The 14,714-nt window shown below is 68.1% G+C and carries 13 protein-coding genes and 2 pseudogenes; 6 read left to right on the plus strand and 9 right to left on the minus strand.

All coding sequences use genetic code 11. The features are described from left to right. Positions 1 to 31 precede the first annotated feature (31 nt). The 3 genes and pseudogenes from OHT76_RS42400 to OHT76_RS44255 form a co-directional block, all read left to right on the plus strand. A pseudogene (locus tag OHT76_RS42400) lies at positions 32 to 406 on the plus strand (DUF4111 domain-containing protein); the annotation flags it as partial. A 152-nt stretch (positions 407 to 558) separates the two neighbouring features. Next, positions 559 to 1,394 (plus strand): IS5 family transposase gene (locus OHT76_RS42405; RefSeq protein ID WP_328868630.1). Its coding sequence is split into 2 segments (ribosomal slippage): positions 559 to 934 and positions 934 to 1,394, totalling 837 coding nucleotides; the frame shifts between segments, so codons are not numbered across the junction. Positions 1,395 to 1,466: 72 nt separating this feature from the next. Beyond that, positions 1,467 to 2,533, plus strand: a protein-coding gene (locus tag OHT76_RS44255) for an IS630 family transposase (protein ID WP_443049793.1) whose coding sequence is annotated in 2 segments (ribosomal slippage) — positions 1,467 to 1,910 and positions 1,913 to 2,533 — 1,065 coding nt in all. Because the reading frame shifts where the segments join, the coding sequence is not laid out codon by codon here. A 123-nt stretch (positions 2,534 to 2,656) separates the two neighbouring features. Here the strand turns inward: OHT76_RS44255 and OHT76_RS42420 are convergent. Further along, entirely contained in the window at positions 2,657 to 3,097 is a 441-nt protein-coding gene (locus tag OHT76_RS42420; RefSeq protein WP_328876204.1) for a hypothetical protein, read from the minus strand. 278 nt (positions 3,098 to 3,375) lie between these two features. Between OHT76_RS42420 and OHT76_RS42425 the strand changes: the two genes are divergently transcribed. Both OHT76_RS42425 and OHT76_RS42430 read left to right on the plus strand, forming a co-directional pair. Continuing rightward, a complete protein-coding gene (locus OHT76_RS42425) occupies positions 3,376 to 4,230 on the plus strand; it encodes an IS5 family transposase (RefSeq protein WP_328876205.1) in 855 nt (284 codons plus the stop codon). Between the two features lie 219 nt (positions 4,231 to 4,449). Then, positions 4,450 to 4,626 (plus strand): hypothetical protein, encoded by a 177-nt coding sequence (locus OHT76_RS42430; protein WP_328876206.1) that lies wholly within the window; start codon positions 4,450 to 4,452, stop codon positions 4,624 to 4,626. A 295-nt stretch (positions 4,627 to 4,921) separates the two neighbouring features. On the opposite strand, the pseudogene OHT76_RS42435 reads toward OHT76_RS42430, so the two are convergent. From OHT76_RS42435 to OHT76_RS42445, 3 genes and pseudogenes are all read right to left on the minus strand, one after another. Continuing rightward, positions 4,922 to 5,727: pseudogene (locus OHT76_RS42435) on the minus strand (transposase family protein). An 81-nt stretch (positions 5,728 to 5,808) separates the two neighbouring features. Further along, positions 5,809 to 6,246 carry a hypothetical protein gene (locus OHT76_RS42440; RefSeq protein WP_328876207.1) on the minus strand — a complete coding sequence of 146 codons (438 nt, stop codon included), beginning with the start codon at positions 6,244 to 6,246 and terminating at the stop codon, positions 5,809 to 5,811. Between the two features lie 974 nt (positions 6,247 to 7,220). Further along, positions 7,221 to 8,837 (minus strand): IS4 family transposase, encoded by a 1,617-nt coding sequence (locus OHT76_RS42445; RefSeq protein WP_328876208.1) that lies wholly within the window; start codon positions 8,835 to 8,837, stop codon positions 7,221 to 7,223. Between the two features lie 112 nt (positions 8,838 to 8,949). Between OHT76_RS42445 and OHT76_RS42450 the strand changes: the two genes are divergently transcribed. Next, positions 8,950 to 9,666 (plus strand): IS5 family transposase, encoded by a 717-nt coding sequence (locus tag OHT76_RS42450; RefSeq protein WP_328876209.1) that lies wholly within the window; start codon positions 8,950 to 8,952, stop codon positions 9,664 to 9,666. Here OHT76_RS42450 and OHT76_RS42455 read toward each other — a convergent pair. The 5 genes from OHT76_RS42455 to OHT76_RS42475 form a co-directional block, all read right to left on the minus strand. Then, on the minus strand, positions 9,638 to 10,108 hold the full coding sequence (locus OHT76_RS42455) for a hypothetical protein (RefSeq protein ID WP_328876006.1): 471 nt from the start codon (positions 10,106 to 10,108) through the stop codon (positions 9,638 to 9,640). The genes OHT76_RS42450 and OHT76_RS42455 overlap by 29 nt on opposite strands. 583 nt (positions 10,109 to 10,691) lie before the next feature. Beyond that, a complete protein-coding gene (locus tag OHT76_RS42460; protein ID WP_328876210.1) occupies positions 10,692 to 11,303 on the minus strand; it encodes a TetR/AcrR family transcriptional regulator in 612 nt (203 codons plus the stop codon). 56 nt (positions 11,304 to 11,359) lie between these two features. Further along, on the minus strand, positions 11,360 to 12,253 hold the full coding sequence (locus OHT76_RS42465; protein WP_328876211.1) for a 3-hydroxybutyryl-CoA dehydrogenase: 894 nt from the start codon (positions 12,251 to 12,253) through the stop codon (positions 11,360 to 11,362). Between the two features lie 36 nt (positions 12,254 to 12,289). Further along, complete coding sequence (locus OHT76_RS42470; RefSeq protein WP_328876212.1) at positions 12,290 to 13,462, minus strand: acyl-CoA dehydrogenase family protein; 1,173 nt, start codon at positions 13,460 to 13,462, stop codon at positions 12,290 to 12,292. A 35-nt stretch (positions 13,463 to 13,497) separates the two neighbouring features. Further along, complete coding sequence (locus OHT76_RS42475; RefSeq protein ID WP_328876213.1) at positions 13,498 to 14,670, minus strand: acyl-CoA dehydrogenase family protein; 1,173 nt, start codon at positions 14,668 to 14,670, stop codon at positions 13,498 to 13,500. Positions 14,671 to 14,714 lie beyond the last annotated feature (44 nt).

Below are 14,714 nucleotides of genomic sequence, written 5' to 3' on the forward strand. Positions count from 1 at the left end.
ATCCGGTACGCGCTGGCGGGCGGGGCGGACACTCACCGGCCCGCGCCCGGCGCAGGTCCTTGCCCCGGTCCCGCAGGCCGACCTGGTCCGGGCGAGCGTGGCGGGTATCCCCGGCCTGCTCGACGACCTGGAAGGCGACACCCGCAACGTCCTGCTGACCTTCGCCCGCATCTGGACCACGCTCGCCACTGGCCAGATCAAGTCGAAGGACGCCGCCGCCGACTGGGCCCTCGCCCAGCTCCCGCCCGAGCACCGTCCCGCCCTCGAGCACGCCAGGCAGCTCTATCTCAACTGCCCCTACGCCGAGGAGAGCTGGAGCGACGCATTGCAGGCGCAGGTGCGACCGCATGTGGACCGCGTGCTCGCTGAGATCGACCGGCTGCGCACCCGAACCCCGCAGACGTGAGGGCCGCTACCTCAGTGTCAAACCCGGCGGTGATCCACCTGCGTCCTGCCGAGCCCTCCAGCAGGGAATGAGCAGCCCGGCGACGACGTCGCACACCGCACACGACTAAGAGGTCCTAACAGAAGCTGTTGATCATGTGACCTTCGGCTTGGATGGTCGTTGGTCTGGTCGTGGGAAAGCGACAGTCGCGGCCTTGGATCGTGTCGGATGAACTGTGGTCGCTCATCGAGCCGTTGCTGCCCGAGCCGGGGCCGAAGCTGGTGGAGGGCCGGCCGCGGGTACCGGACCGGCAGGCCTTGTGCGGGATCCTGTTCGTGCTGCACACCGGCATCCAATGGGAGTACCTCCCACAGGAGTTGGGCTTCGGCTCGGGCATGACGTGCTGGCGGCGGCTGGCCGCCTGGAACGAGGCCGGCGTGTGGGACGAACTGCACCTGATACTGCTGAAGAAGCTGCGGGTAGCGAAGAAGCTGGACTGGTCGCGGGCGGTGATCGACTCCTCCCACGTGCGGGCCGCTCGGCGCGGCCCAAAAGCGGCCCCAGCCCGGTCGACCGCGCACGGCCGGGCAGCAAGCACCACGTCCTCACCGACGCCCAGGGCATCCCGCTCGCGGTGTCCCTGACCGGCGGAAACCGCAACGACGTCACGCAGTTGCTGCCCCTGCTGGACAAGGTCCCGGCCGTGGCCGGCGTCGTCGGCCGGCCCCGACGCAGACCCGATGCGCTCCTCGCCGACCGCGGCTACGACCACGACAAGTACCGCCGATTGCTCTGGGCCCGCGGCATCCGTCCGGTCATCGCCGAACGAGGACAGGAACACGGCAGCGGCCTGGGCATGTTCCGCTATGTGGTCGAGCGCACGATCGCCTGGCTGCACGGTTTCCGCCGCCTGCGGATCCGCTGGGAACGACGCGACGACATCCACGAAGCCTTCCTCGGCCTCGCCACCTGCCTCATCACCCACCGCCACGTCCAACGCCTTTGTTAGGACCTCTACTGAGATTGAACTCGGGTTGTCGCAGTTGCTGACAGGGCTTGATCCTCGCGGTATTCCGTTGTCATGAGGTACGCGCAGGGCGGCGGTCTGTCGGACGAGCGCCGGCAGTTCCGCGAGGGGATCCGCATGATGGCCGCAGAGCGGTTCGCCGCTGGTGAGCCGAGTTCGGCGATCGCGGCGGAGTTACGGGTCAGCGTCCGGTCGGTGCAGCGGTGGCGGCGGTTGTGGGACAAGGGCGGCCCGCGGGCCCTGCGGTCAGCGGGATCCGCCTCCGTTCCCCGGTTGAGCGATGCCCAGTTCGCCCAGCTGGAGGCGGAGTTGGCGAAGGGGCCGGTGGCGCACGGCTGGCCGGACCAGCGCTGGACACTGTCACGGGTGAAGACCGTGATCGGCCGGCGTTTCCATAAGAGCTACACCCTGCAAGGGGTGCGCAAGCTGCTGATCAGGCATGGCTTCTCCTGCCAGGTGCCGACCAGACGGGCCGTCGAACGCGACGAGGAGGCCATCTGTGGCTGGGTGAAGGAGACCTGGCCGCACGTGGAAACACCGCGGCGGCGCTCGACGCATGGGTCGTCTTCGAGGACGAAGCCGGCTTCTCGATGACGCCGCCCACCGCACGCACGTGGGCCAGGCGCGGCCACACCCCGGTGATCAGGGTGCGCGGCCGCACCTCGCGCCAGCTGTCCATCGCCGCCCTGGCCTGCTACAAGACAGGCCAACCCTCCCGCCTGATCTACCGGCCCAAGCGGCATGGCAGCCGACGTGAGGGCCGCCGGAGCTTTGCCTGGACGGACTACCGAGACCTCCTGATCGCCGCTCACCGTCAGCTCGGCGCCCCCATCATCCTTATCTGGGACAACCTCGGCACTCATCTCTGCGCGGACATGCGCCGCTTCATCGACGGCCAGAACTGGCTGACCGTCGTCCAGTTACCCGCCTACGCTCCCGAGCTCAACCCGGTCGAAGGCATCTGGTCGCTGCTGCGACGCGGCTACACCACCAACGTCGCCTTCACCAGCACAGACCACCTCATCCGCACCGTCCGCCAGGGACTCCGCAAGATCCAGTACCGGCCGGCCCTCCTCGACGGCTGCCTCGCAGAAACGGGACTCACCCTCCACCCCTCATAACCCAATACGACAACCCGAGTTCAAGCTCAGTAAGCAGGTCCAGTACCCATCAAAAGGCACACCTCGGCCAGGTCGAGACGGAGTGAACGCCGCGCCAGGGGCGACTCCCTCGCCCCACCATCGTCACTCCCAAGCGCCGAACTCAGTAACGTCCGTGATGCGGCCCTCGTTGACGCCCGAGCTGTGGACGGTTGTGATCAGTTGGGCGACGGCGTGCTGGTCTTTGCACAGGGCTCCGGCGCCACCGGCAAGCGGTGCCAGCCCGCTGTGGGAGAGCTCGTCGAGCCGGCCCGGCAGGGGCGTGGTGTCGCGGTTGAGCGGTCCTACCAGCCCGTGTCCCGGGCCACCTCCGCCTGCGCGGTGGCGATTTCCTCGCTCGTCGAACCGGCGATGTCGGCATCGACGTCGGACTCCAACCGACTCAGCAGGACGACCAGGGGCCTGCTTCTGCGAGGGATGAGTGATGGGCACCGCGTCGAGATCGGTACTCATCAACCAGTCGAACAGGACGACGGCGCCGGTATGCCACAACCGCACGGTCACCGTCGGCAGATGGGGTTCCATGGCACCCATCGTGCCCGGTTATGCCGCGGTTGGCAGAGCGTACCTGCGCCAGGACACGACTCCCGGCGGCCCCATGACCGGGCCGTCGCGACAGCTCCCCTCCACGGTGCGAGTCTCCCGCCTGGTTCGGCAGTTCAGTGGGGGAGCCGGATGTTTGGTCGCTTGGGGGGACGTCAGTGGACGTTAACTCCGATCTTCCTCGGTTCGTGATCGCTCGATCGTGGTACTGATCGCCGCACGGGCCACCGGTTGGGCATGTCCATGCCGAGATGCTGGGCATGGAGCGAGAGGCGTACCTCAGCGACTTGCCGGACGAGCAGTGGCTGTTGAACGAGCCGATGATTACGGCCTGGAAGCAGGACCGGGTGGCACGGTCGGCGACCGGCGATCCCGGGGCCTGCGATCTGAGGGAGGTCGTGAACGCGATCTTCTACCAGAACCGGACGGGCTGCCAGTGGCGCTATCTGCCCCACGACCTCCCGTCCTGGTCAGCGGTGTTCTCCTACCTCGGGCTGTGGCGCGAGGACGGACTCGATCAGCGGATCCAGGAACTTCTTCGCTGCCAGGTGCGCGAGAGAGCCCGCCGATTAGAGGACCCGTCCCTCGTGATCATCGACACCCAGTCCGTCCGCGCGGCCGCCGGTGTCCCGAAGACCACGACGGGACTGGATGCCAACAAGAAGGTGTCGGGCCGCAAGCGGGGACTGGCAGTTGACGTTCTCGGGCTGATCATCGGCGTAGTCGTGCTGGCCGCTTCCGCTCACGACAACACCGCCGGCGCCGCCCTGCTCGACCAGGCCGCCGAGCGGTGCGGCAACCGCCTGGAGAAGGCCCTGGTAGACCAGGGCTTCAAGGATGAAGTCGTGATCCACGGCGTCCTGTTGGACATCAACGTCGAGGTCGTCCGCCGCAACCCCGAAGACCAGGGAAAGGGCTTCGTTCCGCAACCGAAGCGGTGGATTGTGGAGCAGGTCAACGGCACGTTGATGCTGCACCGGCGGCTGGCCCGCGAGTACGACCACCGGCCCGACACCTCCGCCTCGCGCGTCTACTGGGCCTCCATCGCGAACATGACCCGCCGCCTCACCACACCCGCCGCCACCTGGCGCGACATCCTCCAGCTGGCCGCATGAACATCATCGAGCTCCTGGCAGACCTCCAGGCGCGGCACGACAAGACCACGACCCGGGCCGGTGAACTACGCGACCAGATCGAGCACTTGACCGCAACCCCTGGCCGAGACCGAAGCGCGCCTCGCGGACCTGGCCACCGCCCGGGAGATCATCGCCGAACTCACGCCGGCTGGAGGCGAATCCGAACCACCCGAGACGAGCACCGCTTACCAGGCCATCGTGAGCGCCTTCAACCAGCACCCCGACCGGGAGTTCCGGGCCCGTGAGCTGCACGAACTCCTCGGCATGCCCACCGACGAGGCATCGGTCAACGTCACCCGCGCTCGTCTCGGACGCCTCACCCGCCAAGGCTTCCTCACCCAACCCCGACGAGGCCGCTACCAGAAACGGACTTAACGTCCCCTCAGTGGGCGTTTAGGGATGTTCAGAGGCATGTATCACCTTTGAGGCCAGCAGCTTTCATGACGCTTCGCCCTGTAGGAGCGCATTCGCACACTCCGAAGTGTCGATCGGACCGCCCGTTTAGTTCGCACACGCCGCTCGAATTCCGTCTCGTTTAGCAATGGGATGAAAGCTCCCTACTGGTAGGGAGCTTCCAGGCGTTTCAGGCCATGCGCGTTGGTAATCAAACCAGGCAAAGTATGTTGAAACGGTCGGCGCGAATCAACATCAAATGCCCACTGAACCTCTTTCATCCTGCGTATTCGCAGGTGAGGAGGGTGTGGACTGCTGCGACCACTCTGCCGATGCGGTTGGTCGAGCATCGGGCTTGTCGTAGCAGCCGCCAGGACTTGAGGCGGGCGAAGGCGCGTTCGCCCGGAGCGCGGAGACGGGCGTGGTCCCGGTTGTACTGCTGGTAGTGCTCGGGGAGTTCGCGGTGGCCGTAGTAGGGGGTGCGGACGGTGGCGCCGGCGCCTTGGTAGGCGCGATCGGCCAGGACGAGGATCTGGCGGGTGAGGCAGGCCTGGACGATGCCGTGGGCGCGGGCTGCGGTCAGGTCATGGGTGCGTCCTGGCGTTGCCCGGGAAAACCACAGGGGCGTGCCGTCCGGACGCGTGATGACCTGGACGTTCATGCCGTGCTTCTTGTGTTTTTGCGAGTAGTACGGCTCATCGGCCGCGATCCGGTCGGTGGGGATGAGTGTCCCGTCGACGATGACGAAGTCGCCCTCTCCCAGACCGACGAGGGCTTCGTGCAGGCCCGGTGCCCATGCGGCCAGCACTTCCACGGTCTCGCCGACGTAGCGCCAGGCTGTCGCTTCCGATACTCCGAAGCCGGCGGCCAGCTGGGCGAGGGTCTCGTTCTTCCGCAGATGGGCCAGCACCAGCAGGGCTTGCTTGAAGCACCCCAACTTCCGCCAACGCGTGCGAAGTTCATGCCTTCGGGCGTAGATGAGCCACGAGACGTGCTCAACCAGCTCATACGGGACGTCGAGCATGGAAGGATACGGAACCAACGAAGCCCCCCGGCCGATGGCGTGCTGAGTGAGATCACCACACCAACGACGAGGGGCTTCGCCATGTCACCCCACCTGACCAGCCCATTTCATCCCCACGGCGCAGGATGAAAGAGGTTCACTCAGGCGTTGAGGATCCAACGGCTCCACGAGCTGCACGAGTCGCCGAGGCATGCCTTGACCCGCACCCGACTGCCCACGCCGCCGTGGGCGTTCTTGCTGCTGTACTCGTACATCTCCTTGTTGCAGGACCCCTGGGTGCCGGAACCGCCCGACCACGTGCACTTTCCGTTGCGGTAGAGCCCCCAGTTCCCATTGCTGTCACGGAGCTCGTTCTGCCACTCGGTGGTGGCGGAGGCGCCGTCTTTAAATTCGTCGCCGGCGAAAAGGACATCGCCGGACGGCTTGAAGCAGGCACGGGCGGTGGTCCAGAGGTCGTCCTTGACCACGCAGTAGTAGTCGTTGACCGACGTCGTGTCCTTCACCGCGGTGTCGTACTCCATCGTGGCGGCGGCTGCCGGGTCGCTCATCGCCAGAACGAGCATGCCTGTGGCGGCCATGCCCAATACGGTTCTTATCGCGCCGCGCATGCGGACGCCTCCCGTCGGGTCGAAGCTGACTGAACTCCAACCCTGGGGTACGCAGCGCCACGGCGGTACCTAGAACGTTTCAGGGTGCCCTGAGTGGCCGCTACCAGAAACGGACTCAACGCCCACTCAGAGAGTTTTGCAGCCGTCTCAGCGCTCGTCTGTGAGTCTGCCGCGGGCGGGATCGATGGTCATCAGGGGGAGTTTCTCTGTCAAGTTCAGCATGTTGACGTGCAACGGCGCGGCCGGCCGCGCGCGGCAGCGTGGTGGTGCGGCCGGTGTACTGCAGCCGCCCGCCCTGGTCATACCTCCCCAAGCAGGGTCCGCGGTCCGGTCAAAGGCCACTTTGGAGGTTCCGACATGCTCGTCGGGCTGCACTGGTGCCTGTGCGGACGAGGTCAGCTCGAAGCCCCGAGACCTTGGTCTCGGGGCTTCGCCGATCTCCGGGCCCTAGCCTGCCCAGACGACATCCAGGACTTCTCTGAACTAGCGCGAGGCCCTTCAGCCGCCCTAGAAGAGCCGCTGAAGGGCCTCGCGGGTTCAAGTCAGTCGTCGCTTAGACGCCATCCGCTTATCGATCACGGGGCTGGGCTGGTCGAACAGGGTTCCTGATCGGGTGATCGCGGGAAGGCCGACGCATGGCAGCAGGGCCTCTTGGTAGTTCGGGGGTGCGATCCCAACCGAGCACCAGGAGGCCCTGTTGCCGCAGTCTTTCGCGTCCGCGTGCGTGGAGTCCAACTCGCTGCCACCGTCGTGTGACTGTCTCGCGCACAGGTTCGGCAATGCGGCGGACCGGCCGGACCGCACTGCGAGTTATGGCTCCGACATGACGGAGGCGGAGTGGCGGGTCGTACGGCCGTTGCTTCCGGTTCCGGCCTGGCTGGAGGGGCGAGGCGGGCGGCCGGAGGGCTATTGCCACCGCGTGATGCTCGACCAATGCCACGTAGTTAAGGGCGAGTTGGCGGTGTCAAGCCATCAGGGAATGTGATCTTGTAGGTGCTCGGTGCCGTACGAATGAGCCGTCCGTTTCGGGCCCAGTAGCAGAGTTGCGCGTTGAAGCCGCTGAGGATGCGTCCCGTAACGGTGAGGCCGAGGCGTTGTGCGATCTCACGGGCGTGCATGGACTCGTTGGAGTTCATCGCCAAGATCTGGCAGACCCTGTCCCAGCGGCCGGAGTCAGCCCTGTGTCGGGCATGCGTGCCGGTGAGGCCCGGTGGACGAACGCTGATCTCGATGGTCGTGATCGACGTGCTGCCGCGAGATCGACCATCGCGATTCCAGTTGTTGTAGCGGGAGGTTCCGCATTTCACGATGCGGGTGGACAGCCGCATCCGACGGCCGGGAAGCAGCGTCTGGAGGACGCGGGCACCGATGCGTCCCACCAGGTCGCAACCGATGATCGGCTCAGCGGCGGGAGTGGATCCGGCTGAGCTGATGACCGTGTCGCGGGCGGCTTCCAAAGCGACGGTGAAAGCGGCTCGGTCGGGATCGCAGCCGGATGCCGTCTCCACCGCGGTAACCATGACAGAGCGCAGGGCTTGATAGAGAGTGAGCAGTGCCCACATCTCCTGCGTCAGCCCCACCGGGTCCTTCGAACGCAGGACTCGCCCCTGGAGCAGAGTGTGACGGAGCGCCAGGTATGCGATCTCGATCTCCCAACGCTCGTGGTAGAGATGCACCAGGTGGTCGGCGGGGTCGCTGGAGTGGTCGGTGAGTGTGGTCAGCAGGCGGTAGGTCCCGCCGAACACGCCGCCGTCGGCGGTACGGGAGCGGACCTCGGCCTCGATCACTCGCAACGAGAGGTCACCGATCCGGGTCAGGTAGGAGCCGTCGGGCAGCAGTGCCAGCACCGGCGGGCGTCGGACGCTGGTGGCGCGAATCAGGAACTGGGCCCCTTGAGCCGCGATGTCTACCAGCAGTCTGTTGCTGTCGAAGGCGCGGTCCGCCAGAACAAGCATGTCCGAGGTCAGGTGGCCGACCAGGTCGTGAGCGTAGTCGGTTTCACCCTTGCTGGCGGGGCCGAAGACGGCGCCGATCAGGCCGCGGGTGCCGGTTTCGCACAGAGTCATGAGCATCAGCCGGGGGTAGCCCGTTGGACCGTGACGGCGCTGGGTTCGGCCGAGCCAGGACCAGTTGCGTTCGTGGTCGGGGACGTTCAGGCTCCCGCAGCCGTCGAAGGCGACCGTGCGCCAGCAGCGGTAACGCACTCCGGGCGTGGACGGCTGGGCCAGCGGGCCGGCCAGCACGTCGAACAGCTGCTTGAGCGGGGCCACGCCGACCCGCCGACGGAGATCGCGAAGTGCCTTCTCCGATGGTCGCGGCACCATGACGGTCAGTCCGGCCACGAGTTTGCCCCACACCAGGCCGGTTCCCAGGTGCCCGAACAACCCGAGCGCGAGTACGAAGTACACCCCGACGCGTGAGGGGAGACTTCGCAGTCGTCGCTCGCGAGCCCCGGTCTCGTCCAGCACTGCATCCACCAGCTCGAGTGGGATGACCTGCGTCAACTCACCGATATGACCAGGCGCGAACACGTCGGTTCCGCCCGTGACAGACTGAGCCACAGGGCCTCTGCTTCCTCAGGTAGATCTTGGTCGATCCCCTGAATAGCAGAGGTCTCCTCTTTCTCACCTCACCCTTGACACTGCCAACTCGCCCTTAACTACGTGGCATTGGATGCTCGACGCGGTGCGCTATGTCGTGGACAACGGTGTGAAGTGGGCCAACCTGCCCGCGGACTTCCCGCCGTATCGGCGTGTGCATGCCTTCGCCCGCCGCTGGCAGGTCACGGGGCTGCTCGCTGAACTCCACGACCGGCTGCGCGACCGCGTCCGGGAGAAGGAGGACCGCACGGCGGACCCGACGGCCGCGATCGTGGACTCCCAGTCGGTGCGGGCGGCGGTGAACATCCCGCGCTCGACGTCCGGCTGGGACGGCGGGAAGAAGGTGGGCGGCCGCAAGCGACACCTGGTGGTGGACTGCCTCGGCCTGGTCCTGGCCGTCGCGGTGAGTGCGGCGAGCGTGCAGGACCGCGACGCCGCCGTCCCGCTGCTTCAGCGGCTGCGACGAGAGTACTTCTCCATCCGCCTGGTGTGGGCGGACGGCGGCTATGCCGGCCGGCTCGTTGACTGGGCCCGCGAGAAGCCCCGGCTCACCCTTCAGATCGTCAAACGCACCGATGACACAGTGGGGTTCGTGGTGCTGCCGCGCAGGTGGGTGGTGGAAAGGACGCTGAGCTGGCTGATGCGCTCGCGTCGCCTGGTGCGCGACTACGAAACACTGCCGGCCATGCACGAAGCCATGGTGCTGTGGTCGATGACCATGCTCATGAGCGGTCGCCTGGCCGGACGCCGCCCCGGCGCTTTCAGACGGCCGGCACCGCGAGAGCGGTGAACACTCCCGGCCGCACCTGGAGTGCCCATCCCCGCTCCACCAGGCGTTTCGCCTTCGATCGCAGTCCCTCGACCTTCGCCGGGACGGCCTCGAGCCCGAGAGTGACGGCCAGTTGCTGACAGCGCATGCCCTCCCGGCCCGCTTCAGACTCCAGCACCGACAGGATCCGCTGGTAGTCCGGCGCGAGGGCTGTCGCCGCCATGCCCGTCTCCCGCCGGGGCACCGTCGAACCCGCCACCGCGCTTCCCATCGGCTCCGGGACGACCGAGGGCGGCCCGGCCAGTACCTCGGTCACTGTCACCCGGGCGTCCACCAGCCGCTGAAGCACAGCTTCCGCCTCACCGAGCGCGGCCTGCACCCGCTCGGCCTCCTCCCGCAACCGCGCGATCTCTTCCCGGACCCTCTTCTCCCTGGCCTCCAGCAGACCGAGCACCGACGCCACCAGCGACCTCCACGAACCAGACCAGCGGACGAACCACGCCCATCACTCCCGCCACGAACGGGAGTTCATGCCCACCCACCCGAACTAAACGATCACGTTCGGAAAGCGGATGGCGTCTAGCGCAGTGTCGTAGTACTCCTCAACCGCGAGCGTCCGTATGGGGAGGGCGCTGGGCAGGGCGACGCTCAGGACAGACTCAGCTCAGCGCTTGGGGAGCAGGGAGCTGAGTCGGGTGAACAGCTGGTCGGCTCGGGTGATCGTTGCCGCGTCGATGAGCGGGCCAAGCGTCGCCTGCTCACGGAGGAGAACAGCCGCCGGCTTGTAGCGCCCAGGACGCCGGCTGGAACGGCAGCCCCGACTCGTTCAACCACAGCCACAACGGCTCCGGCCCGCTCCGACTCCAGCAGCACCTCCCCGTCTGCGCCAGACCGGCAGCACCGACGAGGGTGGACGCGGTCTGTTCCCGGTGGCCCAGCTGTTCGAGCGGTGGGGCACCCGACGGTCGCAACCGCAAGACCGTCCGGACCGAGCAGCCCCTGTCCCCGGAGGGGGGGCGCTGGGCCTGTGACCGGCGCGCGCGGGCTCACGAGGTGGGCGGCACCGCCGGCGCTCCGAGCGCGGCGGACACATGGCGCCAGATGGCGCCGACCGCGGAGTCGAGGGTGACCGTCGGATCGCGCAGCATGAGGCGGATGCCGTAGCCGTCGCTCAGCGACAGCACCAGCGTGCTGAGGTCGTCCACGTCGGTCGGTGTGAACTCGCCGGAGGCGATGCCGCGTCGTACCGCGTCGGACACCCAGCCGTGCAGCTGGGCGTACAGGTCCACGGCGAAGACCCGGGTGGTCTCGTCGCGCAGGGCCCGCACCCACAGCTCCTGCCACAGCCGCCAGTCCTGGTGGAGCTGGGGGTCGGCCGGCAGCAGGCTGCGCACGATACGGGCCAGGACGACCGCCGCCGGGGCCGTCTCCGCGTCACGCTCGACGTCGACGGCCGTGTTGGCGAAGGAGTGGGTCATCGCCTCGGTGAACAGCTTCTCGCGCGTGTCGAAGTGGTAGTGCAGCAGCGCCGTCGACACCCCGGCCCGCTCCGCGACCATCCGCATCCGGATCTTCTCGAACCCGATGTCGGCGATGACCTCGCACGCCGCGGTCAGGATGCGCTCGCGTGTGTCTGCCGTGCGCACCTTGGTCGGCACGTTGCGGCTCCCCTCGTCCGGTGCCCGTTGGTCGTGACCATCTTCCCTCACGGAGGTCACGCCCGTGCCGGTGCCTGTCGTGAAGCCTCCTCGTCGTAGGCGTGAAAGCCGCGGCCCGACTTGCGGCCGAGCAGTCCGGCCTCCACCATCCGGGACAGCAGCGGCGGCGGCGAGTACTGCGGTTCGCGGAACTCGGCGTACAGCGACTCGGCGATGGCCCGTGTGGTGTCCAGGCCGATCAGGTCGGTCAGGGCGAGCGGGCCGAGCGGGTGCGCGCAGCCGAGGACCATGCCGCGGTCGACGTCCTCGACGCTCGCGCTGCCCGACTCCACCATGCGGATCGCGGCCAGGAGGTAGGGCACGAGCAGCGCGTTGACGACGAAGCCGGCCTTGTCCCGGGTCCGTACGACCTCCTTGCCGAGGGTGCCGGTCACGAACTGTTCGGCCCGTGTCGCGGTGTCGGGTGAGGTGAGCAGCGACGGCACGAGCTCGACGAGCCGCAGCACCGGCACGGGGTTGAAGAAGTGCACGCCGACCACGCGGTCGGGGCGGCTCGTCGCGGCGGCCAGCCGGATCACCGGGATGGACGAGGTGTTGGTCGCGAGGATGGTGCTCTCGCCGGCGACCACCGTGTCGAGGCGGGCGAAGACGTCGACCTTGAGGTTTTCGTCCTCGGCCACCGCCTCGATCACCAGGTCGTGGTCGTGCAGGGCGTCCAACTCGTCGACGACGGTGATCAGGGCCGCGGCGGCCTCCCGTCGTGAGGCGCTGAGCCTGCCGTGTGCGGCGGCACGGTCGAGCGAGCGGCCGATGCGCAGGCGGCCGGCCCGGGCCGCCTCGGCGTCGCGCTCCACGACCGTGACCGGTACGTCGGCCCGTGCGCAGACCTCGGCGATTCCGGCGCCCATCAGCCCGCAGCCGACGACCCCCACGCGCTTGATGTCCGTCATCCGTCTGTCTCCTTTTCAGGTCTGCGTCGGTGCGCGTCAGGCGGTGGGCAGGTTGAGGACCCCCGAGCCGCGCTTGACGAGCTCGTTGGCGATGATCAGCCGCTGGATCTCGGAGGTGCCCTCCCAGATCCGGTCCACGCGCAGTTCGCGATAGAGCCGCTCGACGGCGTAGGCGCGGTCGTAGCCGCGGCCGCCGTGGATCTGCAGGCAGCGGTCGATCACCCGGCCGGACGCCTCGCTTGCGGCGAGCTTGGCGATGGCCGCCTTGGCGTGCAGGGTCTTGCGGTCCTCGGCCGGGGAGTTGCCGACCTCCCAGGCGACCTGATGGGTGTAGGCACGGTTGACCGCGATGTCTACGGCGCAGTCGGCGAGCATGCCCTGGATCAGCTGGTACGAGGCTATGGGCGCCCCGAACTGCTCGCGCTCCACGGCCCAGTCACGGGACAGCTCCAGCGCCCGCTCGGCGGCGCCGGTGGTGCGGGCGGCGATCATCAGGCGCTCCTCGGTGAACCAGGAGCGGGTGATGTCGTAGCCCTTGCCGATGCCGCCGAGGACGGCGTCCTCGCCCACCTGGACGTCGGTGAGGGTGAACTCGGGGTGCTCGTACACGAAGGTGTGCATGAAGCGCGGGACCCGGGTCATCTCGATGCCGGGGGTGTCCTTGTCGACGAGGAACAGGGTCGGGGCGCGGTCCGGTCCTGCCGCCGCGAGCACGATCATGAAGTCGGCGTGGTCTCCGACGGTGACGAACCACTTCTCGCCGTTGAGCACCCAGCCCCGGTCGTTGCGGGTCGCGGTGGTGGCGAGGTTCTGCGGGTCGGAGCCGGCGCCGGGCTCGGTGACGGCGTAGCAGTCGCGCCGCTCGCCCTTGATCACCGGGACGAGGAAGCGCTCGCGCTGCTCGGGGGTGCAGAACCGCAGCGCGTTCGCGGGCCGCCACACCATGTCCCACAGGGCGCCCGTCAGCCGGCCCAGCTCCTCCTGCACGGTGACCTGCTCGGCGATGGTGAGGCCGGCGCCGCCCCATTCGGCGGGCATGTTGACGGCCTGGAGCCCGGCGTCCAGCACGGCGTCGCGGATCGTGGCGTGCGCGTCGGCGGGCAGGCCGTTGTCCTCCTCGCACTGGGTCTCGTAGCCCGTGATGAAGTCGGTGAGGGCGCGTGCCTCGTTCTTGAGCTGAACCTGGCGCGGGGTGAGGCGGAAGTCCATGGAAGTCCTCGCTGTGCGGTACGTAAGGGTGGGTGTCAGTGCGTGGGCAGGGCCAGGGCCCGGGTGCCGCGCTTGATGAGCTCGTTGGCGATGATCAGCCGCTGGATCTCGGAGGTGCCCTCCCAGATCCGGTCCACGCGCAGCTCGCGGTACATGCGCTCGACGGGGTAGGTGCGGTCGTAGCCGCGGCCGCCGAAGATCTGCAGGCAGCGGTCGGCGACCCGGCCGGCGGCCTCGCTGGCGGCGAGTTTGGCGGTGGAGGCCTTGGCGTGCAGGGTCTTGCGGTCGGTGCCGGGCTGGTCGGCCTCCCAGGCGACCTGGTGGGTGTAGGCACGGTTGACGGCGATGTCGACGGCGCAGTCGGCGAGCATGCCCTGGATCAGCTGGTACGAGGCGATGGGCGCTCCGAACTGCTCGCGCTCCACGGCCCAGTTGCGGGCGAGCTGGAGGGCGCGTTCGGCGGCGCCGACGGTGCGGGCGGCGATCATCAGGCGTTCGTCGGTGAACCACTCCTTGGTCAGCTCGTAGCCGTTGCCGACGCCGCCGAGCACGTCCTCGTCGGCGACGAAGACGTCGGTGAAGGTGAACTCGGGGTGCCCGTTGACGGCGGAGTGCATGAAGTGCGGCAGCCGGGTCATCTGCACGCCGGGCGCGGCCTTGTCGACGAAGAACAGCGTGGGCAGCTTCTCGGGACCGGCGTCCGCCTGCACCAACAGGAAGTCGGCGATGTCGCCGCAGGTGACGAACCACTTCTCCCCGTTGAGCAGCCAGCCGCCGTCGGTGCGGGTGGCCGTGGAGGTGCCGGCGGACGGGTCGGAGCCCGCGCCCGGCTCGGTGACGGCGAACGCGTCGAACCGCTCGGCGCGGATCACCGGCAGCAGGTACATCTCGCGCTGCCGCTCGTCGCCGTGGGCGAGGACGTTGGCCGGCCGCCAGGGGATGTCCCACAGGCAGTTGGTGACCTTGCCGAACTCCTCCTCGACGATGACCTGGTCGAGCAGGCTCAGGCCCGCCCCGCCCCACTCGGCGGGCATGTTGATGGCGTAGACCCCGGCGTCCATCGCGGCGCGGGTCAGTTCGGTGACGAGCTCCTGCGGCAGGGGCCCGCCGGCCTGCTCGGACTGGTCCTCGTAACGCATCAGCAGGCGGGCGTACTCGGCGGCGCGACGCTTGAGGTCGGCCTGCTCGGGGGTGTAGCGCATGTCCATGAAAGACCTCTTCCGGGTCGGTCGGGCGAGTAGGGCTTGGCCGG

This window comes from Streptomyces sp. NBC_00287 (assembly GCF_036173105.1).
Taxonomy (GTDB): domain Bacteria; phylum Actinomycetota; class Actinomycetes; order Streptomycetales; family Streptomycetaceae; genus Streptomyces.

Coding starts and splice junctions, on each gene's coding strand:
- OHT76_RS42420 (WP_328876204.1), bottom strand. CDS start 3,097: ATGGAACCCCATCTGCCGACGGTGACCGTGCGGTTGTGGCATACCGGC.
- OHT76_RS42425 (WP_328876205.1), top strand. CDS start 3,376: ATGGAGCGAGAGGCGTACCTCAGCGACTTGCCGGACGAGCAGTGGCTG.
- OHT76_RS42470 (WP_328876212.1), bottom strand. CDS start 13,462: ATGGACTTCCGCCTCACCCCGCGCCAGGTTCAGCTCAAGAACGAGGCA.
- OHT76_RS42440 (WP_328876207.1), bottom strand. CDS start 6,246: ATGGCCGCCACAGGCATGCTCGTTCTGGCGATGAGCGACCCGGCAGCC.
- OHT76_RS42465 (WP_328876211.1), bottom strand. CDS start 12,253: ATGACGGACATCAAGCGCGTGGGGGTCGTCGGCTGCGGGCTGATGGGC.
- OHT76_RS42475 (WP_328876213.1), bottom strand. CDS start 14,670: ATGGACATGCGCTACACCCCCGAGCAGGCCGACCTCAAGCGTCGCGCC.
- OHT76_RS42450 (WP_328876209.1), top strand. CDS start 8,950: ATGCTCGACGCGGTGCGCTATGTCGTGGACAACGGTGTGAAGTGGGCC.